Consider the following 18092-nt stretch of genomic DNA (forward strand, 5'->3'; position numbering starts at 1 on the left):
TCTGAATCGCAGCACCCGCCCGGGCCCCAGTGGCCTCCGCGGCGCCGGCGGCCCTGTCCTCAGCGGTTTGTCTGGGAAGAACTTGGTCCATTGTTCGTCGGTGTAGCCGTAGATCACGCTCCACCATTGCTCTGAGAATTCAGCGCCTGACCACGGCACGGCGGGAACGTCCAGATGATCCGGGGCATCCTTGTCGATCTCAATTGGCACCTGGACTGCGGGGCTGCCCCACATGATTCCGCCCTCCGGCAGGTTCACGCCGGCGGGTTCTTCTTGCGGGGCGTCGTCAAGCCGATACGCTGCCAGCGGCCCTCACGCGGGCCTTGTATTGGATGCTGACCCACTTAGCCCCGCCCTTACCGGCGGGGCTTTTTCATGCCCTCCAAAAGAAACGGCCCCGACATCAAGTGCGAAGTTCGGGAACAAGTGGCAATGACGGGGTGTTGAGGGGCATGTCCGTTGTGGATGACGGACATCACCCGAATGAGGCCCCGTGAACACTGAGCCGGTCGCCGCAAGGACAAGGTACCGCTTGGTACTGCGTAGGTTCCGGCGCGACGTTCACTACGTTGCCGGGATCATGGCCCAATTCTTCGCTGCGATAGCTGAGAAAGAGACCAGGGTTTTGACCCGAGCATGGGTTCGTCCGTGCGCTCTTCTTTTCCGTGCGCTAGAGAAAATCACCGGCGCGAAGCGCGCTTAGGCCACCGAGGGTCGAAACGGGCTAGTGCCCGATAGTCGGCGCCTTGAAGGCGCAAGGAGGCGTGCACTTGCCCCGCCGGGTGAAGGAGGGGCTTTTTCTTGGCGTTAGGAACGATCCGGCGCCGCAGGAATCGACTCTGCGCTCCCGGTAGATTCCTTAGCCCCCGACCGGGAGAAAACCCCAATTGGGTTGGCGGCCTTTGGTGCAGCGCGTTCTAAGCGCCGGGGCCGTTTGTGCCGATGGTGCTCAGGCGTCGATATATGAAAACACGAACCCGCCTGCATTCATTTGTCGGCGGGGGGTATTTGGGAACGGAACGCTCTGGCTCTCGTTCGTATTGTGTACCGGAGGTTCACATGGATAGAGAAACCAAGCGCGAGTTTCTAATCATGGTTCTAAGCGCCACGAGCGCCATCCCGCTCGCCACAGCAGTCGTTTTGGCCCTGAGTTACTAAAGGACCCGATCCCGCCTGTGTGGTGATGGCGGGCAGGCGGTCTACCCCCCCTTGCGGACTTTACTTTCTCGATCATCGCCAGTTCAACCTGATCGGCAAGGGTTGTGAGATGCAGGGCCAGCCGGTCAAACAGATCCCGCTTTGCCGGGTCCGTGGCGAGGTCGCTAATCAGTTTGCATTCGGCCGCATCGGTTCTGAGCTTTTCTAGGCGGGCTTGATAGTCGTGCATGTCGGAGCCTCGACCTGTTTTTATGCCGGCATGTTATCCGGGCGGTTGACCAAATGAAACGTCACCCCGGGCGTAATGAACAATCTGCGCCAGTCGCCGTCTTATATTGGACGGAGAATGGCCATGGACCAGCCCGAGGACCCCCGCGAACTTGAACGCAAGATCGAGCAGGCCACCCGGATAGCCTCCAGGGTAACCGACCAGACTACCTATCAGCGCCTTACCGCCTGGGTCGAAGAGCTTAGACAGAAGCTACGGCAGCGCCTGGCGGTGAGACGGACCAAAGAGGAAATCAGGGCGCGTGCCCACGATCTCTGGGAGCAGCAGGGCCGCCCGGTGGGTCGAGACTTGGAGTTCTGGCTGCAGGCCGAACGGGATCATCAGAGAGAGAGCAGAAACGACTAACCCACCTGCTTCGAATGTTGCGCGATTGGTCATCAGTAGTGCACAGGCTCAGCTTGCACCCTCAAATAGAACATTAAATCATTCAACTTAGACGATGATTTTACAACAAATTTAGAAATGAAACGTTGGATGATGTGCCGCAACCGCCGTGCGGCCGAGTGGCCGGGCCCCGCTATTTCACCTACCCCAGATGGTGGTGCGCCCGGCTACTTTGCGGTGGCATTCGAAACGAAAAGAAAAAGCCGCCTCGAACGGCGGCTTTAAGTTTAACCTTTGATGTCCATCCACGGGGGGATGAGCTTCAATTGTTACTTCCGGTTCGTGACCGTTTTGTTACAGGCGCCCCCGCCTGACTGCTAAGTCGGATGTTATCGACGGGCATCTGCATCGCAGCAGCCCGTTCTTTCCGTTCCTTCTTGGAAAACTCGCGCTCGCGTTGTTCGAAAGCCGCAAGCTCCTTTTGCGCCGCCTCAAGAAAGCGGTCCCGCGGTGTTATTGCCAACTGAGTGTGTCCCGTCAATTACGCACCCCACTGATAGCCCGGCGCCCGTTCTACCCAAATGCAGGAACCGGGAAAAGGTTCGGCCACGTAAAATTACGGAATGATGACATTCGGCCACAGCGGAGAAACCCCTCAACCGTCAACTTCATCGTTTTGTCACGAAACAACTGCGTTCATCGACCCGTTGTCGTGCATCCCGTTTAGTGGAGAGGTCGCATGAAATTCGAAGTAACGCCCCGGCCCAAACATCTTATCAGCGCCATTGCCGTCGGCCTCGGCGGCATCGGGTTGCTCATTTTTTTGTCGGTGATCCGCTAAGCGGAGCTTGAGCCGCTACTCAAATCGGTCGATTGGTTTCAACCTGGTTCCAGTCCAAGTAATCGTAATAGCTCGACCATCGGTAAATCTCGGCACTGCAATTCCAGCATTTGAAAATCCCAAGTGGGCTGGACGAACGCCGTTGCTGCATGGCGCGGTAAACCCAGCTGCATTCGGGGCACGCAAACATCACCGTGGTTTTCGTACTGAGCGGCATCTAATCAATGTGAAGTCGGAACCCGCCGATTCCGAGGCAGACGCCAGGCCGGTCCATCACAACCAGCAGCCAAGACGATCAACTTTGGCCCGTACACGGACTAGATAGGCGAGAGCCTAGAAAACGCGAGTTGGATCGGCACCGGACCTAGAACAAACCACGAAGGCGCCATGCTGTTTCCGTGCTGCTCGGAACAATTGGTAGCCATCTGTAACCACCTGATTTTGCTTGCATCGGGTAGCAGCACTTAGCAGCACGGATTTTGCCAAAAGAACAAACCGGAATTGCGAGAAACCCTTTATTTGCAAGGGTTTTTGCTGGCGATCCCAGCAGGATTCGAACCTGCAACCCACGGAGTAGAAATCCGTTACTCTATCCAGTTGAGCTATGGGACCGTTGGAGTCTTTCTAGCACTGCCAATATGAAAAATCCGCTTCGGAGCCAAGTCTGTTCCGAACCGTTTTCCTTCAGGCTGCGACAAAGCCAGACGGCGGACCATTGCCATCGGTCCGCCCATCAATCAATGCTGCGCCGGTACACCCCCCCGCCGCGGCATCTTCGGGACCTTGGACTGCCAGAGCCATGCCGCATGCGACTTTTTCGCAAGCCTCCTCCATCGCCATCAGTCCGTCACCTTTTCGCGCACTTTTCGTCCGTTACGAGGCGGTCGTCCGCCCAAGGAGCTCCATCATGATCGGTTTGGTTCGCGCCGCAGTCGTTTGCGCCACGATGGCGCTTGGCCTGGTAGCAGCGCAGGCAGCAGATAAAGCCTTCAAACGCGACGATCTTGCGGATTCCGCGGTCAAGCTGGAGGCCCAGATCAAGAGCGAGGCGGGGCCGGTCGCCAAATCCAGCGCGACGCTGCGAACTGATGCGGACACCGCCTTCAAGCGTTCCGACTTCCGCACCGGCCTGCAAATCCTCGGACAGATCGCTGCCACCACGCCCGAGGACAGCGCCAACTGGCTCAAACTCGCCAAGACCATCTTCCAGATCCGCTCCGCAAGCTCGAGCGAACAGACCTTCCTGCTCGAGCGCGCCTCGACCGCGGCCTACATCGCCTATCAGCGCGCCGGCAACGCCGCCGAGGAGGCCGATGCACTGGCGGTGCTGGGCCGAGCGATGTCCGACCGCAAGCTCTGGCGCCCGGCGCTGGACAGCTTACGGCTGTCGCTCGATATGCGCGAGGTCGCCGAGGTGCGCGGCCAATATGAGAAGATGCGCGATCAGCACGGTTTTCGTCTTCTGGATTACACCGTGGACTCCGACGGCGCCTCACCGCGGGCGTGCTTCCAGTTCTCTGAAGATCTGGCAAAACGGGTCGATTTTGCGCCGTTCCTGGCGCTGGCCGGCACCGACAAGCCGGCGCTGTCGGCCGAAGGCAAGCAGCTTTGCGTCGATGGCCTGAAGCACGGCGAGCGCTACAACATCAATCTGCGTGCCGGCCTGCCGTCCACGGTCAAGGAAACCCTGCCGAAATCGGCCGAATTCAACATCTATGTCCGCGACCGCAAGCCGTTCGTGCGCTTTACCGGGCGCGCCTATGTGCTGCCGCGTACCGGCCAGCGCGGCATCCCGCTGGTCAGCGTCAATACGCCTGCGGTGAACGTCAACGTGTTCCGGATCGGCGACCGCAACCTGATCAATACTGTGATCGACAGCGACTTCCAGAAGACGCTGTCGAGCTACCAATTGAGCGATCTCGGAGACGAGAAGGGCGTCAAGGTCTGGACCGGCGAACTCGCCACCGCCACCACGCTCAACCAGGACGTCATTACCGCGTTCCCGGTCGACCAGGCGCTGGGCGACCTGCAGCCGGGCGTCTATGTGATGACGGCGTCAGCCAAAGGCCCCGGAAGCGATGATGACGGAAGGCTGGCGACGCAGTGGTTCATCGTCTCCGACATGGGGCTGTCGGCGTTTTCCGGCAATGACGGCATCCACGTCTTCGTCAATTCGCTGGCGTCCACCGAGGCGGTCGGCAAGGCCGAGGTGCGGCTGATCGCGCGCAACAACGAGATCCTAGCGACCCGCAAGACCGACGATTCCGGCCACGTGCTGTTCGAAGCGGGACTGGCGCGCGGCGAGGGCGGGCTGTCGCCGGCCTTGCTCACGGTCATGAGCGACAAGTCGGACTACGCTTTCCTCAGCCTCAAAACCAATGCGTTCGACCTCACCGACCGCGGCGTGTCAGGCCGGGTGGTACCGGCGGGCGCCGACGCCTTCGTCTATGCCGAGCGCGGCGTCTACCGTTCCACCGAGACCGTCTATCTCACCGCGCTGCTGCGCGACGGGCAGGGCAACGCGATGACCGGCGGGCCGCTGACGCTGGTGATTGAGCGGCCCGATGGCGTCGAATTCCGCCGCGCCGTGCTGCCGGATCAGGGTGCCGGCGGTCGGAGCATGGTGGTTCCGCTCAATTCCGCGGTCCCGACCGGGACCTGGCGGGTGCGCGCCTTCACCGACCCCAAGGGGTCGGCGGTCGGTGAGACCACCTTCATGGTCGAGGACTACATCCCCGAACGCATCGAATTCAACATCTCCAGCAAGGAGAAAATGATCAAAGCTGAAGTTCCAGTTGAACTTAAGGTCGATGGCCGTTTCCTTTACGGTGCCCCGGCTTCCGGCCTGCAGCTCGAAGGCGACATGCTGGTCACCTCGGCCGCTTCCGGGCGGCCGGGCTATCCCGGCTACCAGTTCGGCGTCGCCGACGAGGAGACCGCCAGCAACGAGCGGACCCCGATCGAGAACCTGCCGGAGGCCGACGCCAATGGCGTGGCGACGTTCCCGGTGTCGCTGGCCAAGGCGCCAACTTCGACCCGCCCGCAGGAGGCGCAAATCTTCGTCCGGATGGCGGAGGCCGGTGGCCGCGCCGTCGAGCGCAAGCTGGTGCTCCCGGTGGCGCCCGCCACGCCCTTGATCGGCATCAAGCCGCTGTTTGGCGACAAGAGCGTCGCCGAGGGCGACAAGGCCGAATTCGACGTGGTGTTCGTCGCCCCCGACGGCAAGCAATTGCCCCGCGACGGCCTGCGTTACGAACTCCTGAAAATGGAGTCCCGCTACCAGTGGTACCGGCAGAACTCGTCCTGGGAATATGAGCCGGTCAAATCGACCTCGCGCGTCGCCGACGGCGACCTGAGGCTGTCAGCCGACAAGGCGGCGCGGGTGTCGCTGGCGCCGCAGCCCGGCCGCTATCGCCTGGACGTCAAATCATCTGAGGCGGACGGGCCGGTCACCTCGGTCCAATTCGACGTCGGCTGGTATTCGGACGGCAGCGCCGACACCCCCGATCTGCTCGAAACCTCGATCGACAAGCCGGAATACGCCTCCGGCGATACCATGTTGGTGTCGGTCAACGTCCGCACGGCCGGCAAGCTGACCATCAACGTCCTGGGCGACCGCCTGCTCACCACCCAGACCGTGGACGTCAGGGAAGGCACCCAGCAGGTCAAGCTGACAGTCGGCAAGGATTGGGGCACCGGCGCCTATGTGCTGGCGACGCTACGGCGTCCGCTCGACGCCGCAGCCCTGCGGATGCCCGGACGGGCGATCGGCCTGAAATGGTTCGGCATCGACAAGAAGGCCCGGACGCTGCAAGTGGCGCTCTCGCCGCCGCCGCTGGTCCGCCCCGGCACCGCCCTGAAGATTCCAGTCAAGCTCGGCGGGCTCAACCCCGGCGAAGACGCCAAGATCGTCGTCGCCGCCGTCGATGTCGGCATTCTCAACCTGACCAATTACAAGCCGCCGGCGCCGGATGATTTCTATCTCGGCCAGCGCCGCCTCACGTCCGAGATCCGCGACCTCTACGGGCAATTGATCGACGGCATGCAGGGCACCCGCGGCCAGCTCAAGACCGGCGGTGACGGTGCCGGCGCCGAGCTGCAGGGCTCACCGCCCACCCAGAAACCGCTCGCGCTTTATTCCGGCATCGTCACGGTCGGCCCTGACGGGTCCGCCGAGATCAGCTTCGACATTCCGGAGTTCGCCGGTACCGCCCGTGTCATGGCGGTGGCGTGGAGTGCGACAAGGCTGGGCCGCGCCACGACCGACGTCACCGTGCGCGATCCCGTGGTGCTGACCGCAACATTGCCGCGCTTCCTGCTCAATGGCGACCGCGGCACCATGAGCTTTGATCTCGACAACGTTGAAGGTGCACCCGGCGATTACACCATCAACGTCAAGACGACGGGCCCGGTGAAGGTGTCGGGTAATCCCAGCACCACGGTGAAGCTCGCCGCCAAGCAGCGGACCTCGATGTCGCTGGCGATCGACGGCGGCGGCGCCGGCACCGCCAAATTCGATGTCGACATCAAGGGTCCGAACGGCCTGGCGCTGGCGCGGCATTATGCGCTCGACGTCAAGGCGGCGACGCAGGTCCTGGCGCGCCGTTCGATCCGGACGCTGGCCAAGGGCGAGAGTCTGACGCTGACCTCGGACATGTTCACCGACCTGGTGTCGGGAACGGGCAGCGTGTCGCTCTCCGTCAGCCTGTCCACCGCACTCGACGCGGCGACCATTCTCAAGGCGCTGGATCGCTATCCGCATGGTTGTTCCGAACAGATCACCAGCCGCGCGCTGCCGCTGCTCTACGTCAACGACCTCGCCGCGGGCGCCCATCTGGCGATGGACACCGCGGTCGATCAGCGCATCAGGGACGCGATCGAGCGGCTGCTGGCGCGTCAGGGCTCGAACGGCTCGTTCGGCCTGTGGTCGGCGGGCGGCGATGACGCCTGGCTCGACGCCTACGTGACGGACTTCCTGACCCGCGCCCGTGAGAAGGGCTTTGCGGTGCCGGATGTGCTGTTCAAGAGCGCGCTCGACCGGATCCGCAACTCCGTGGTCAACGCCAACGAGCCCGAAAAGGACGGCGGCCGCGACCTGGCCTACGGCCTCTACGTGCTCGCCCGCAACGGCGCCGCCCCGATCGGCGACCTGCGCTATCTCGCCGACACCAAGCTGAACAATCTGGCGACGCCGATTGCGAAGTCGCAACTGGCGGCGGCGCTGGCGTTGGTCGGCGACAAGGCGAGGGCGGAGCGCGTCTACGGCGCAGCGCTCGATGCACTGGCACCGAAGCCTGTGATCGAGTTCGGCCGGGTCGACTATGGCAGCGCCTTGCGCGATGCCGCAGCTTTGGTCTCGCTCGCCAGCGAAGGCAACGCGCCGCGGGCGACGCTGACGCAGGCGGTGCAGCGGGTCGAAGTGGCGCGGGGACTTTCGCCCTACACCTCGACGCAGGAAAACGCCTGGCTGGTGTTGGCCTCGCGCGCGCTCTCGAAGGAGACGATGGCGCTCGATATCGATGGTTCGCCCATTAAGACGGCGGCCTATCGCAGCTACAAGGCCGAGCAGATGGTCGGCAAGCCGGTCAAGATCACCAATACCGGCGACGCACCGGTACAGGCCGTGGTCTCGGTCTCGGGTTCGCCGGTCACGCCGGAGCCGGCGGCCTCGAACGGCTTCAAGGTCGAGCGCAATTACTTCACGCTCGACGGCAAGCCCGCCGATATCAGCAAGGCCAAGCAGAACGATCGCTTCGCGGTCGTCCTGAAGATCACCGAGGCCAAGCCGGAATACGGGCACATCATGGTGGCCGATTATCTCCCGGCCGGCCTCGAGATCGACAACCCGCGCCTGGTGTCTTCCGGCGACAAAGGTACGCTGGACTGGACCGAGGACGGCGAGGAGCCCGAGAATACCGAGTTCCGTGATGACCGCTTCACCGCGGCCATCGATCGCGCCAGCGACGATACGGCGGTGTTCACCGTCGCCTATGTCGTGCGCGCGGTTTCCCCCGGCAAATACGTGCTGCCGCAGGCCTATGTCGAGGACATGTACAACCCCTCGCGCTATGGCCGCACAGGCACCGGCACCGTGGAGGTGCGTCCGGCCAAATGAGTGCTTCGTCCGGCAAAAACTCTCCGTCATGCCCGGGCTTGTCCCGGGCATCCACGACTTCTGTGGCCGGAAAGCAAGACGTGGATGGCCGGAACAAGCCCGGCCATGACGGAGTGAGGAAACGACGCATCATTCGCATCGTATCGGCGGTGGCTGTCGTTCTCGTCGCCACGACCGGCATCTTCGCCGGCTGGGTCGCGTCGCTCGGCCCGCTGCCGCTGGAGCAGGCGCGCAAGGTCTCGACCTCGATCGTCGACCGCAACGGCAAATTGCTGCGCGCCTATGCGATGGCCGACGGCCGCTGGCGGTTGCCGGTCGATGCCAGGACCGGCGTCGACCCCGGATATCTCAAGCTGCTGCTGGCGTATGAAGACCGCCGCTTCCATTCCCATCGCGGTGTCGATCCGCTGGCGCTCGGCCGCGCCGCGCTTCAACTGGTGACGCGCGGCCACATCGTGTCAGGCGGTTCAACCATCACGATGCAATTGGCGCGGCTGATGGAGCCGCGGCGCGAGCGTTCGGTCTACGCCAAGCTGCGCCAGATGGTGCGCGCGGTCCAGATCGAGCGGCAATTGAACAAGGACCAGATCCTCGATCTCTATCTGGCGCTGGCGCCGTTTGGCGGTAATCTGGAGGGCGTCCGCGCGGCATCGATCGCGTATTTCGGCAAGGAGCCGAAGCGACTGTCGCTGGCGGAGGCGGCGCTTTTGGTGGCGCTGCCGCAATCGCCGGAGACGCGCCGCCTCGACCGCCATCCCGAAGTCGCCCGCGCCGCGCGCGATCGCGTGCTGGAACGCATGGTGAATGAGCAGCGCGTAACCGAAGAGGATGCGGTTCAGGCCAAGGCCGTCACCGTGCCCCGGCTGCGCAAGCCGATGCCGATCTTGGCGCCGCATTCCTCCGATCAGGCGGTCGCGACCGTGAAGGATACGCCGGTCATCAAGCTGACGCTGGATGCAGGTCTGCAGAAGACCCTTGAAGCGCTGGCGCGCGACCGCGCGATCGCGCAGGGGCCGAACATTTCGGTCGCGATGATTGCGGTCGACAATGAAAGCGGCGACGTATTGGCGCGGGTCGGCTCGTCCGATTATTTCGACGAGCGGCGGGCCGGGCAAGTCGACATGACCCGCGCGGTTCGCTCGCCGGGATCGACACTAAAGCCCTTCATCTACGGTCTCGCCTTCGAAGACGGCTTTGTGCATCCGGAGAGCCTGATCGACGATCGCCCGATCCGGTTCGGCTCCTACGCGCCCGAAAATTTCGACATGACGTTTCAGGGCACGGTTCCCGTGCGCAAGGCGCTGCAACTGTCGCTGAACGTGCCGGCGATCGCGCTGCTCGACCGCGTCGGCTCGAGCCGGCTGTCGTCGCGGCTGAAGCAGGCCGGCGGCAATCTGGTGCTGCCGAAGGACGAGGCGCCGGGCCTTGCCATGGGACTCGGCGGCGTCGGCGTTACCCTGCAGGATCTGGCGCAGCTCTATGCGGGGCTGGCGCGGCTCGGCACCACAAAGCCGTTGCGTGAGATCATGATCGACAAGGACGAGCGCGATCCGATGCGCTTGATGGATCAGGCCGCCGCCTGGCAGGTCGGCAACGTCCTGATCGGTACGCCGCCGCCGGAAAACGGCGTGCACAACCGGATCGCCTTCAAGACCGGCACCAGCTACGGCTATCGCGACGCCTGGTCGGTCGGCTTCGATGGCCGCATCACCATCGGCGTATGGGTCGGGCGTCCCGACGGCGCGCCGGTGGCCGGGCTGGCCGGCCGTACCGCCGCCGCACCGATCCTGTTCGACGCTTTCGCCCGCACCGGAAAGATACCGGCGGCATTGCCGAAACCGCCGAAGGGCGCGCTGATCGCTGGTAACGCCAAGCTCCCGGTGCCGCTCCGGCGCTTCCGCCCCGTCGGAGAACTGGTCCGCACCGGCAGTGATCAGGCGCCGCGCATCCAGTTTCCGCTGAACGGTTCACGGATCGACGTCGACCGTTCCAACGATGGGCAATTCTCGGCGATGCCGGTCAAGGTCGCCGGCGGCGTGCTGCCGCTGACCATGCTGGTGAACGGTATCGCGGTCGGCGAGATCGGCAGCCGGCGTCAACGCCTGGTCGAGCCGCCCGGACCGGGCTTTGCGCGCCTCACGGTGATCGACGCGACCGGCGCCGCCGACACGGTGGTGATCCGGGTGCAATGAACAGGTACAATTTGACCGATCAGGGGGCCGGGGACACCGCCGAATAGCGGGAACTGCGGTGTTGTTTGCAGTGCGGTTTCATCGTATGCGAACAAGATGGTTGAAACCGTGCAACCCCGGCGATTTGGAGCAGGCCAACAGTCTGTGAAACCTGCGAATTCCAGCCGCAGGCTGCTCGCCGCGTTTGACTTCGCCACGGCAAGCCATTTCCGCGCGATCACCTTCCTGACGCTGTGTGCCATCGTGCTTTTCGTGCCCGGTTTCTTCACGATTCCGGCCATCGACCGCGATGAGGCGCGGTTTGCGCAGGCGACCAAGCAGATGGTCGAAAGCGACGAATACGTTGACATCCGCTTTCAGGACGACGTCCGCTACAAGAAGCCGGTCGGCATTTACTGGATGCAGGCCGCCGTGGTCGAAACCGCCTCAAAGCTCGGTCTGCCGCGGGCCGAATTGCGCATCTGGCTCTATCGCGTTCCCTCGCTTATCGGCGCGATCGGCGCGGTCCTGCTGACCTACTGGACGGCGCTCGCGTTCGTGACCCGGAGCGGCGCCGCGCTGGCGGCATTGATGATGTGCAGCTGCGTCTTGCTCGGCGCCGAAGCGCGGCTGGCCAAGACCGACGCGATGCTGCTGCTCACCGTAATCGCCGTGATGGGCGCGATGGCGCGGGTCTACCTGTCCTGGCAGCGTGGCGAGGATCCGGCGCGGCCGCCTTGGAGTTCGCCGGCGATTTTCTGGACCGCACTGGCCGGCGGGATCCTGCTCAAGGGCCCGCTGATCCTGATGTTCGTGGGATTGACCATCGCGGCGCTGGCGATCCTCGACCGCTCGGCGGTCTGGCTGTGGCGCATGCGCCCGGTCTGGGGCCTGATGTGGACGCTGGTACTAGTCCTGCCGTGGTTCGTCGCGATTTTCTGGCGCGCGGGCGATGCGTTCTTCACCAATTCGCTCGGCGGCGACATGCTGAGCAAGCTCGCCGCGCAGGAGTCGCATGGCGCGCCGCCCGGCCTGTATCTGCTGCTGTTCTGGGTCACGTTCTGGCCCGGTGCGCCGCTGGCGGGGATGGCGGCTCCGGCGGTATGGCGGGCCCGGCGCGAGCCCGGCGCGCAGTATCTGCTGGCTTGGCTGGTGCCGTCATGGATCGTGTTCGAACTGGTGATGACCAAGCTTCCGCACTACGTGCTGCCGCTCTACCCGGCCATCGCCATCCTGACCGTCGGGGCGCTGGAGCGCCGCGTGTTGTCGCGCTCCTGGCTGAGGCGCGGCGCGGCCTGGTGGTTCGTAGTCCCCGCGAGTACGGCCGTGATCGCGATCGTTGCGGCGATCAAGCTGACGCATCAGCCGGTGTTTCCGGCCTGGCCGGTGCTGGCGGCGGCGATGATCTTCGGCCTGTTCGCCTGGTGGCTTTTCGAGGAAAGCCGCGCCGAGCGCTCGCTGTTGCATGCCGTGTTTGCAGCGATGTGCCTGGCGATCGCCGTCTATGGCATCGTGTTGCCGTCGCTGACTACGCTGTTTCCAAGCGCAGGCATCGCGCGAGCGCTGCGCAACGTCGTCTGCGTCGGACCGAAGGCCGCGGCTGCAGGATTCCACGAACCAAGTCTCGTCTTCATGACCGGAACCAGTACGCTTTTGACCGACGGATCGGGCGCCGCGGATTTCCTGGGACAGGGCACCTGCCGCTTTGCGTTGGTGGAATCGCGCTCGGAGCGCGGTTTTGTCCAGCGTGCCGAAGCGATCGGGCTGCGCTATAACGTGGCGACGCGTGTCGAGGGTTATAACATCTCGCAGGGCAAGGCGGTTTCAATCGCCATCTTCCGTTCCGAAGGCACAGAATAAGATGCCAGCGCCGACCGTCATCGCCGAACCCCAAAACTATCTTTCGCGCTTTGTGGTGCTCGGATGGCGCTCGCTGGCCCAGCTCGTGCGTACGCCGTCGCACTCGCGGCGGGCCGAGGCGGGGCGCCGGGCGGCGCGTCACGCGTTGCTGCTGTCAGCCGGCCTTGGCGCCGCCATCATCGCGTTGATGTTCGTGCTCGATGCCTGGGAGATCGGCCAGATGCCGAAGCGAGGCACGCCCTCGCTGTGGTGGATGCGCATTGTCACCGATTTCGGCAAGGATGAATATGTGCTGGCGGCGCTTGGCGCGCTGTTGATCCTGGTTGCGATAGCAGCACCCGCGTTCCGAGGCATTCAGCGGTCCCTGTTGCTCGGTCTCGGCACCCGTTTGCAGTTTTTGTTCTGCGCCGTGATGGTGTCCGCGCTGATTACCGAAGTCATCAAATGGGCCGTCGGCCGCGGCCGGCCGTTCGTCGGCGGCGAAGGCAACGTGTTCCATTTCTCGCACTTCAACGGAACGGGGGCCTATTCAAGCTTCCCCTCGGGCCATGCGACCTGCGCTTTCGCGCTGGCCTTTGCCGTGTCGGCGTTGTGGCCGCAGGCGCGGACCACGATGCTCGTCTACGCCCTCGTCATCTGTGCAACCCGTCTGGTGTTGCTGGCCCATCATCCAAGCGACGTGGTCGCAGGCGCGCTGGTTGGCACGATCGGGGCGATGTTCGTACGGTACTGGTTTGCCGCCCGCAGACTCGGCTTTGCGATCCACCAGGACGGCACCATTGTGGCACTGGTTGGACCCTCGTCGGGACGCCTCAAAAGGGTTGCCCGGGGCCCATTCGCCCCATAAAAGCGGACGCCGCGAAGCGCCTGACGGAACCGGTTCCAGCTTCAGTTCCAAGGCTTCAGTTCCGTGGCTTCAGGACTATGCAAGCCGACCCAACCCCAGCCCAACCGATGAGTGCCGATTTGCCTTCTTCCGACCAAGCCGCGGTGGCCGTTTCCATCGTTGTGCCCGTGCGCAACGAGGCCGACAACGTCGCGCCGCTGATTACGGAAATCACGGCCGCGCTGGAGGGTCGCTGGGCCTATGAGATCATCTATGTCAATGACGGCTCGACCGATGCCACTGCCGAGCGGCTCAGAGCGCTGATGAAGGTGCACGGCAATCTCCGGCAGCTGCGGCATGAAAAATCCTCCGGACAATCGGCGGCGGTGCGCAGCGGCGTTCGCGCGGCGCGCGGCGCCATCGTGGCGACGCTGGACGGCGACGGACAGAACAATCCGGCGTTTCTGCCGGAACTGATTTCGGCGGTCGAGAGCGGCGGCGGCCGCATCGGCCTTGCCGCGGGCCAGCGGGTCGGACGCAAGGACACCGGTTTCAAGAAAATGCAGTCGCGGATCGCCAATGCCGTGCGCAACGGGATTTTGCGCGACGGCACCCGCGACACCGGATGCGGGCTGAAGGCATTTCCGCGCGAGGTATTCCTGTCGATGCCTTATTTCGACGGGCTGCATCGTTTCCTGCCGGCGCTGGTGCGCCGCGAAGGTTTTGACATCGCTTACGTCGATGTGATCGACCGCCCGCGCCATTCCGGCGTATCAAATTACGGTTTCTTTGACCGGCTATGGATCGGGATCATGGATCTGGCCGGCGTCTGGTGGCTGATCCGCCGCAAGAAGTCGACGCCCGTTGCGACCGAGGTGACCTGATGCTGATTCAATACGGGCAGGCGCTCGGCGACTACCTTTACGACGTCTTCGTCGCCAAGTTCGATTTCTGGCTGGCGTTCGGCCTGGTCGCGCAATTGCTGTTCACCGCGCGCTTCCTGGTGCAGTGGATCTCGAGCGAGCGCGCCGGACAGAGCGTGGTGCCGATGGCGTTCTGGTTCTTCTCGATGGGCGGCGGGATGATGACGCTGGTCTACGGCGTCGCCAAACGCGAACCCGTCATTATCCTCGGCCAGTCATTGGCCACCATCATCTACATCCGAAACATCATGCTGATCGTGAAGAACCGCGCCAGCGCGTCGAAGACGCTGGATCGCTAACCGCTGCGTCCCGCGGCCGGTGCGGGCAGCGCCGCCATTTCGCTTTCGGTAGCACGATAGGCCGCCAGTTCACCGGCGGCATCGAGCACGGGGTAGGCGACCGAGCAGATATGGGAGTGAATCCGCCGGAGATCGCGCAGTACATCGAGATGCAGCGAGGTGGTCTCGATGGTCTCGGGCCGGCCCTCGCGCAGCCGGTCGAGATGCCGCTCGGTGGCGGCAAGCTCGGTGTTGCGCAGCGCGGCCTTCTCGGCCAGCAATTTGCGGGCCTCATTGACGTCGCCGGACATGAAGACGCCGAATGCGATCCGCAGCGAATCCATCGTGCGCTTGTGGAAGGCCGAGAGCTCGTCGGCGCCCTCGGCCGAGAACTGGAACCGGCGCTTGATCTTCTTGGTCGCAAGCTCGCTCAGATTCTTGTCGATGATGTCGCCGATATGTTCGAGGTTGATGGCGAAGGAGACGATCTCCATTGCCCGCTGTCCCTCGCGCTCGTCGAGGCTGCCGCGGGTCAGCTTGGTGACATAGAGCTTGATCGCCTCGTCGAGGCTGTCGACGTTGTTGTCCATCTGCGAGACCTGGTCGACCAGCGCCCGGTCGTTGGTCATCATCGCCGCCATCACCTTGCGCAGCATGACCTCGACATGGTCGCCCATATGCAGCGTTTCGCGCGCGGCGTCCGCCAGCGCGAGGGAAGGGGTCTCGAGCGCGCTCTCGTCGAGATAGCGCGGCCGGAGCGGGTCGGTCTCCCGGACGCGCGTCGGCAGCAGCTTTTTCAACAGCCGCGCCGTGCCGTCGAGCAGGCCGATGAAGACGATCGCGGTCACGACGTTGAACGCGATGTGGAACTGGGCCGTGGCCTTGGCGGGGTCCGGCTGCCACGACTGCAACAGCTCCGCGATCGGGTTCAGGAACGGCGCCACCAATGCGATGCCGATCACCCGGTTGGCAAGATTACCCAGCGGCAGGCGGTAGCTGGCGGGGTTGTCGCGGCGGGCGCCTTCGACAATCGGATTGATCGCGCTGCCGAGGTTGGCGCCGAGCACCAGCGCCAACGCCGCTACAGGTGTAATGAAATGCGCAAATGCCAACGACATCACCAGCAGCACGCTGGCGACGCTGGAATGCACCACCCAGGTGACGATGGCACCGACGACGATGCAGAGCACGGGATCGCCGGTGATGGCGTTCATGAACACACGCATGCCCGGCGCGTTTTCGGCCGGCGCCAGCGTGTCGAGCAGGATGTGCAGCGCCAGCAACATCAGCCCAAGCCCGATCGAGACGCGGCCGATATCCTTGATGCGCGAGCGTGGCCCGGTGCGGAAGGCGACCAGACCGATGATGAACAGGACGGGGGCCACGGCGGCGATTTTGAACGACAGGATCTGCACGATCAGCGTGGTGCCGACATTGGCGCCGAGCATGATGGCAAGCGCCGGCACCAGGCTGACCAGGCCTTCCGACGTGAACGAGCTTGTGATCAGCGCGGTCGCGGTGCTGCTCTGGAGCAAAGCCGTCAGACCGAGGCCGGCCGCAAAGGCGGTGAAGCGGTTGTTGAGCCCCTTCGCCAGCAACTGACGCAGGTCAGGGCCGAACGCGCGCAGGATTCCGCTGTGGACCATGTGCAGGCCCCACAGCAGCAGCGCAACGCCAACCATCAGGTCGAGAAGAACGACGGTTCCCATGCGAATAGTTTCCCGCAGCGCGAGTCGAAAGTTCAGGCTATCGCCAAAAGGCCGCGGATCAACCCTTTAATTTGCCGAAAATTGCTGGCGTGGCCGTGGCTGAGAAGTGCCGGCAGGAGGCAAAGGCAGCTATCGATGGCGCGATCGGCGTGGTTGCCGAACCCGCGAGCGTGTCTGCACAAGCGCAGGGTAAGCAGAGCTGGAAAACAACCGCTACATTTCGATTACATTGCGATCGGTTCCGCTAGGCCAATTCCAACAATTCTTCTGTAAACGAGAGACACCAATTTTCTCGATCAGGGCCAGGGGCAAAGATGTTAGCGAATCGCCGCAGAAGCGAACGTCGTGTGTGCAGAAACTTTGCGAAGATACAGTTTGGGACCGGCGGTTTGCCGCGCGACTGCATGATCACGGACGTGTCGGACGGCGGCGTGAAGATTATCGCCGAATATCCGGAGATTCCGCCCGAGTTCACCGTGATTTTCTCGACCGGTCAGCGGCCGCGCCAGTGCAAGCTCGCATGGCGGATCGGCTGCGAACTCGGCGCTCAATTCGTCGACTAGTAGAGGAATGCGGCGAGGCCGGGATCAGAGCCCGGCCCGTAGCCGCATGGCCGATGCTAAACAGGCCATTGCGGCCGCCCATTACCGCAAAGAGGGCCTGCTTAACCCGAATTTAGGGTTAAGCTGTGAGCATTCTGGACAGTCGCCGGGGCGGGTCCAGTAAATGTTCCACAAATTGTTCCAACCATCTGAATTCGCGCGACTTCTTGCGTGTACATCATCGGCGGCGATTCTCGCGCTGGGGCTTAGCGGCTGCCAGACCGCGGTGACGTCGTCGGATGTCACGGGCTCGCTCGGTGAGAAAGCCGAGACCAGCCGCGCGCCCGGCCCGCGCCGCGACGTAGAGGTTTTCGAGGCGCGCTATCGCGCCAACCCGAAGGATGCCGACGCGGCCCTGCAATACGGCAAGGCGCTCCGCGCCACCGGACAGAAGGCGCAGGCGGTCGCGGTGCTGGAGCAGGCGACGATCGCCCATTCCAGCAACAAGGCGCTGCTCGCCGGCTACGGCCGGGCGCTCGCCGACAATGGCAACTTCCAGCAGGCCTTCGACGTGCTCGGCCGCGCCCACACCCCCGACAATCCGGATTGGCGGATACTCTCCGCGCAAGGTGCGGTGCTCGACCAGCTCGGCCGCTTCGAGGAAGCGCGGCAGTATTATTCGAGCGCGCTGAAGATCACGCCCGACGAACCGTCGGTGCTGTCCAATCTCGGCCTGTCATACGTGCTTTCAAAAGACCTGCCGAAGGCGGAGGAGACGTTGCGCCGCGCCCATAGCCGTGCGGGCAATGATGCGCGCGTGAGGGCCAATCTGGCGCTGGTGGTCGGCCTGCGGGGCAACACGGCCGAGGCTGAAAAGATCGCGAAGGCCGACCTTCCGCCCGAGGAAGCGGCCGCGAACGTCGCGCAGTTGAAGCTGATGCTGTCGCGCAAGGAGAATGCGCGCGCCGAGATGGGCGGCAGGACACCAGGCGCTGCGTCCGGACGCTCGAATTGACCGCGGGCGAACGGGCGGAGGCGTGCGCCAGTCCCGCTGCC

The 18092-nt window shown here is 63.7% G+C and carries 10 protein-coding genes and 1 tRNA gene; 9 read left to right on the plus strand and 2 right to left on the minus strand.

The features are described 5' to 3' along the window. The first annotated feature begins 1510 nt into the window (after window positions 1–1510). Complete coding sequence (locus JQ641_RS06555) at window positions 1511–1792, plus strand: DUF2934 domain-containing protein (protein ID WP_211995142.1); 282 nt, start codon at window positions 1511–1513, stop codon at window positions 1790–1792. A gap of 1355 nt (window positions 1793–3147) precedes the next feature. Here JQ641_RS06555 and JQ641_RS06560 read toward each other — a convergent pair. After that, window positions 3148–3224: transfer RNA gene (locus tag JQ641_RS06560), tRNA-Arg, on the minus strand. 295 nt (window positions 3225–3519) lie between these two features. Here JQ641_RS06560 and JQ641_RS06565 point away from each other — a divergent pair. From JQ641_RS06565 to JQ641_RS06590, 6 genes are all read left to right on the plus strand, one after another. Further along, window positions 3520–8727 carry an alpha-2-macroglobulin family protein gene (locus JQ641_RS06565; protein ID WP_211995145.1) on the plus strand — a complete coding sequence of 1736 codons (5208 nt, stop codon included), beginning with the start codon at window positions 3520–3522 and terminating at the stop codon, window positions 8725–8727. Between the two features lie 80 nt (window positions 8728–8807). Further along, complete coding sequence (pbpC, locus tag JQ641_RS06570; protein WP_349628512.1) at window positions 8808–10919, plus strand: penicillin-binding protein 1C; 2112 nt, start codon at window positions 8808–8810, stop codon at window positions 10917–10919. Between the two features lie 96 nt (window positions 10920–11015). Then, complete coding sequence (locus JQ641_RS06575; RefSeq protein ID WP_211995150.1) at window positions 11016–12758, plus strand: ArnT family glycosyltransferase; 1743 nt, start codon at window positions 11016–11018, stop codon at window positions 12756–12758. Between the two features lies 1 nt (window position 12759). After that, entirely contained in the window at window positions 12760–13605 is an 846-nt protein-coding gene (locus tag JQ641_RS06580) for a phosphatase PAP2 family protein (RefSeq protein ID WP_211995153.1), read from the plus strand. A 119-nt stretch (window positions 13606–13724) separates the two neighbouring features. Beyond that, window positions 13725–14468: a glycosyltransferase family 2 protein gene (locus JQ641_RS06585; RefSeq protein WP_502754931.1), complete on the plus strand. Its 744-nt coding sequence runs from the start codon at window positions 13725–13727 to the stop codon at window positions 14466–14468. Then, on the plus strand, window positions 14468–14806 hold the full coding sequence (locus JQ641_RS06590; protein ID WP_192735822.1) for a lipid-A-disaccharide synthase N-terminal domain-containing protein: 339 nt from the start codon (window positions 14468–14470) through the stop codon (window positions 14804–14806). The genes JQ641_RS06585 and JQ641_RS06590 overlap by 1 nt, the downstream gene beginning before the upstream one ends. On the opposite strand, the gene JQ641_RS06595 is transcribed toward JQ641_RS06590, so the two are convergent. Next, window positions 14803–16494, minus strand: a complete 1692-nt coding sequence (locus JQ641_RS06595; RefSeq protein ID WP_211995157.1) for a Na/Pi cotransporter family protein — start codon at window positions 16492–16494, stop codon at window positions 14803–14805. The genes JQ641_RS06590 and JQ641_RS06595 overlap by 4 nt on opposite strands. 314 nt (window positions 16495–16808) lie before the next feature. On the opposite strand from JQ641_RS06595, the gene JQ641_RS38645 reads away from it, so the two are divergent. Together JQ641_RS38645 and JQ641_RS06605 are read left to right on the plus strand one after the other, a co-directional pair. Beyond that, the gene (locus tag JQ641_RS38645) at window positions 16809–17057 is read left to right on the plus strand and encodes a PilZ domain-containing protein (protein ID WP_192735824.1); all 249 of its coding nucleotides are present in this window, start codon (window positions 16809–16811) and stop codon (window positions 17055–17057) included. Window positions 17058–17220: 163 nt separating this feature from the next. Then, window positions 17221–18051: a tetratricopeptide repeat protein gene (locus tag JQ641_RS06605; RefSeq protein WP_211995158.1), complete on the plus strand. Its 831-nt coding sequence runs from the start codon at window positions 17221–17223 to the stop codon at window positions 18049–18051. Window positions 18052–18092 lie beyond the last annotated feature (41 nt).

It is taken from the genome of Bradyrhizobium sp. JYMT SZCCT0180 (genome assembly GCF_018130165.1).
Classification (GTDB): Bacteria; Pseudomonadota; Alphaproteobacteria; order Rhizobiales; family Xanthobacteraceae; genus Bradyrhizobium.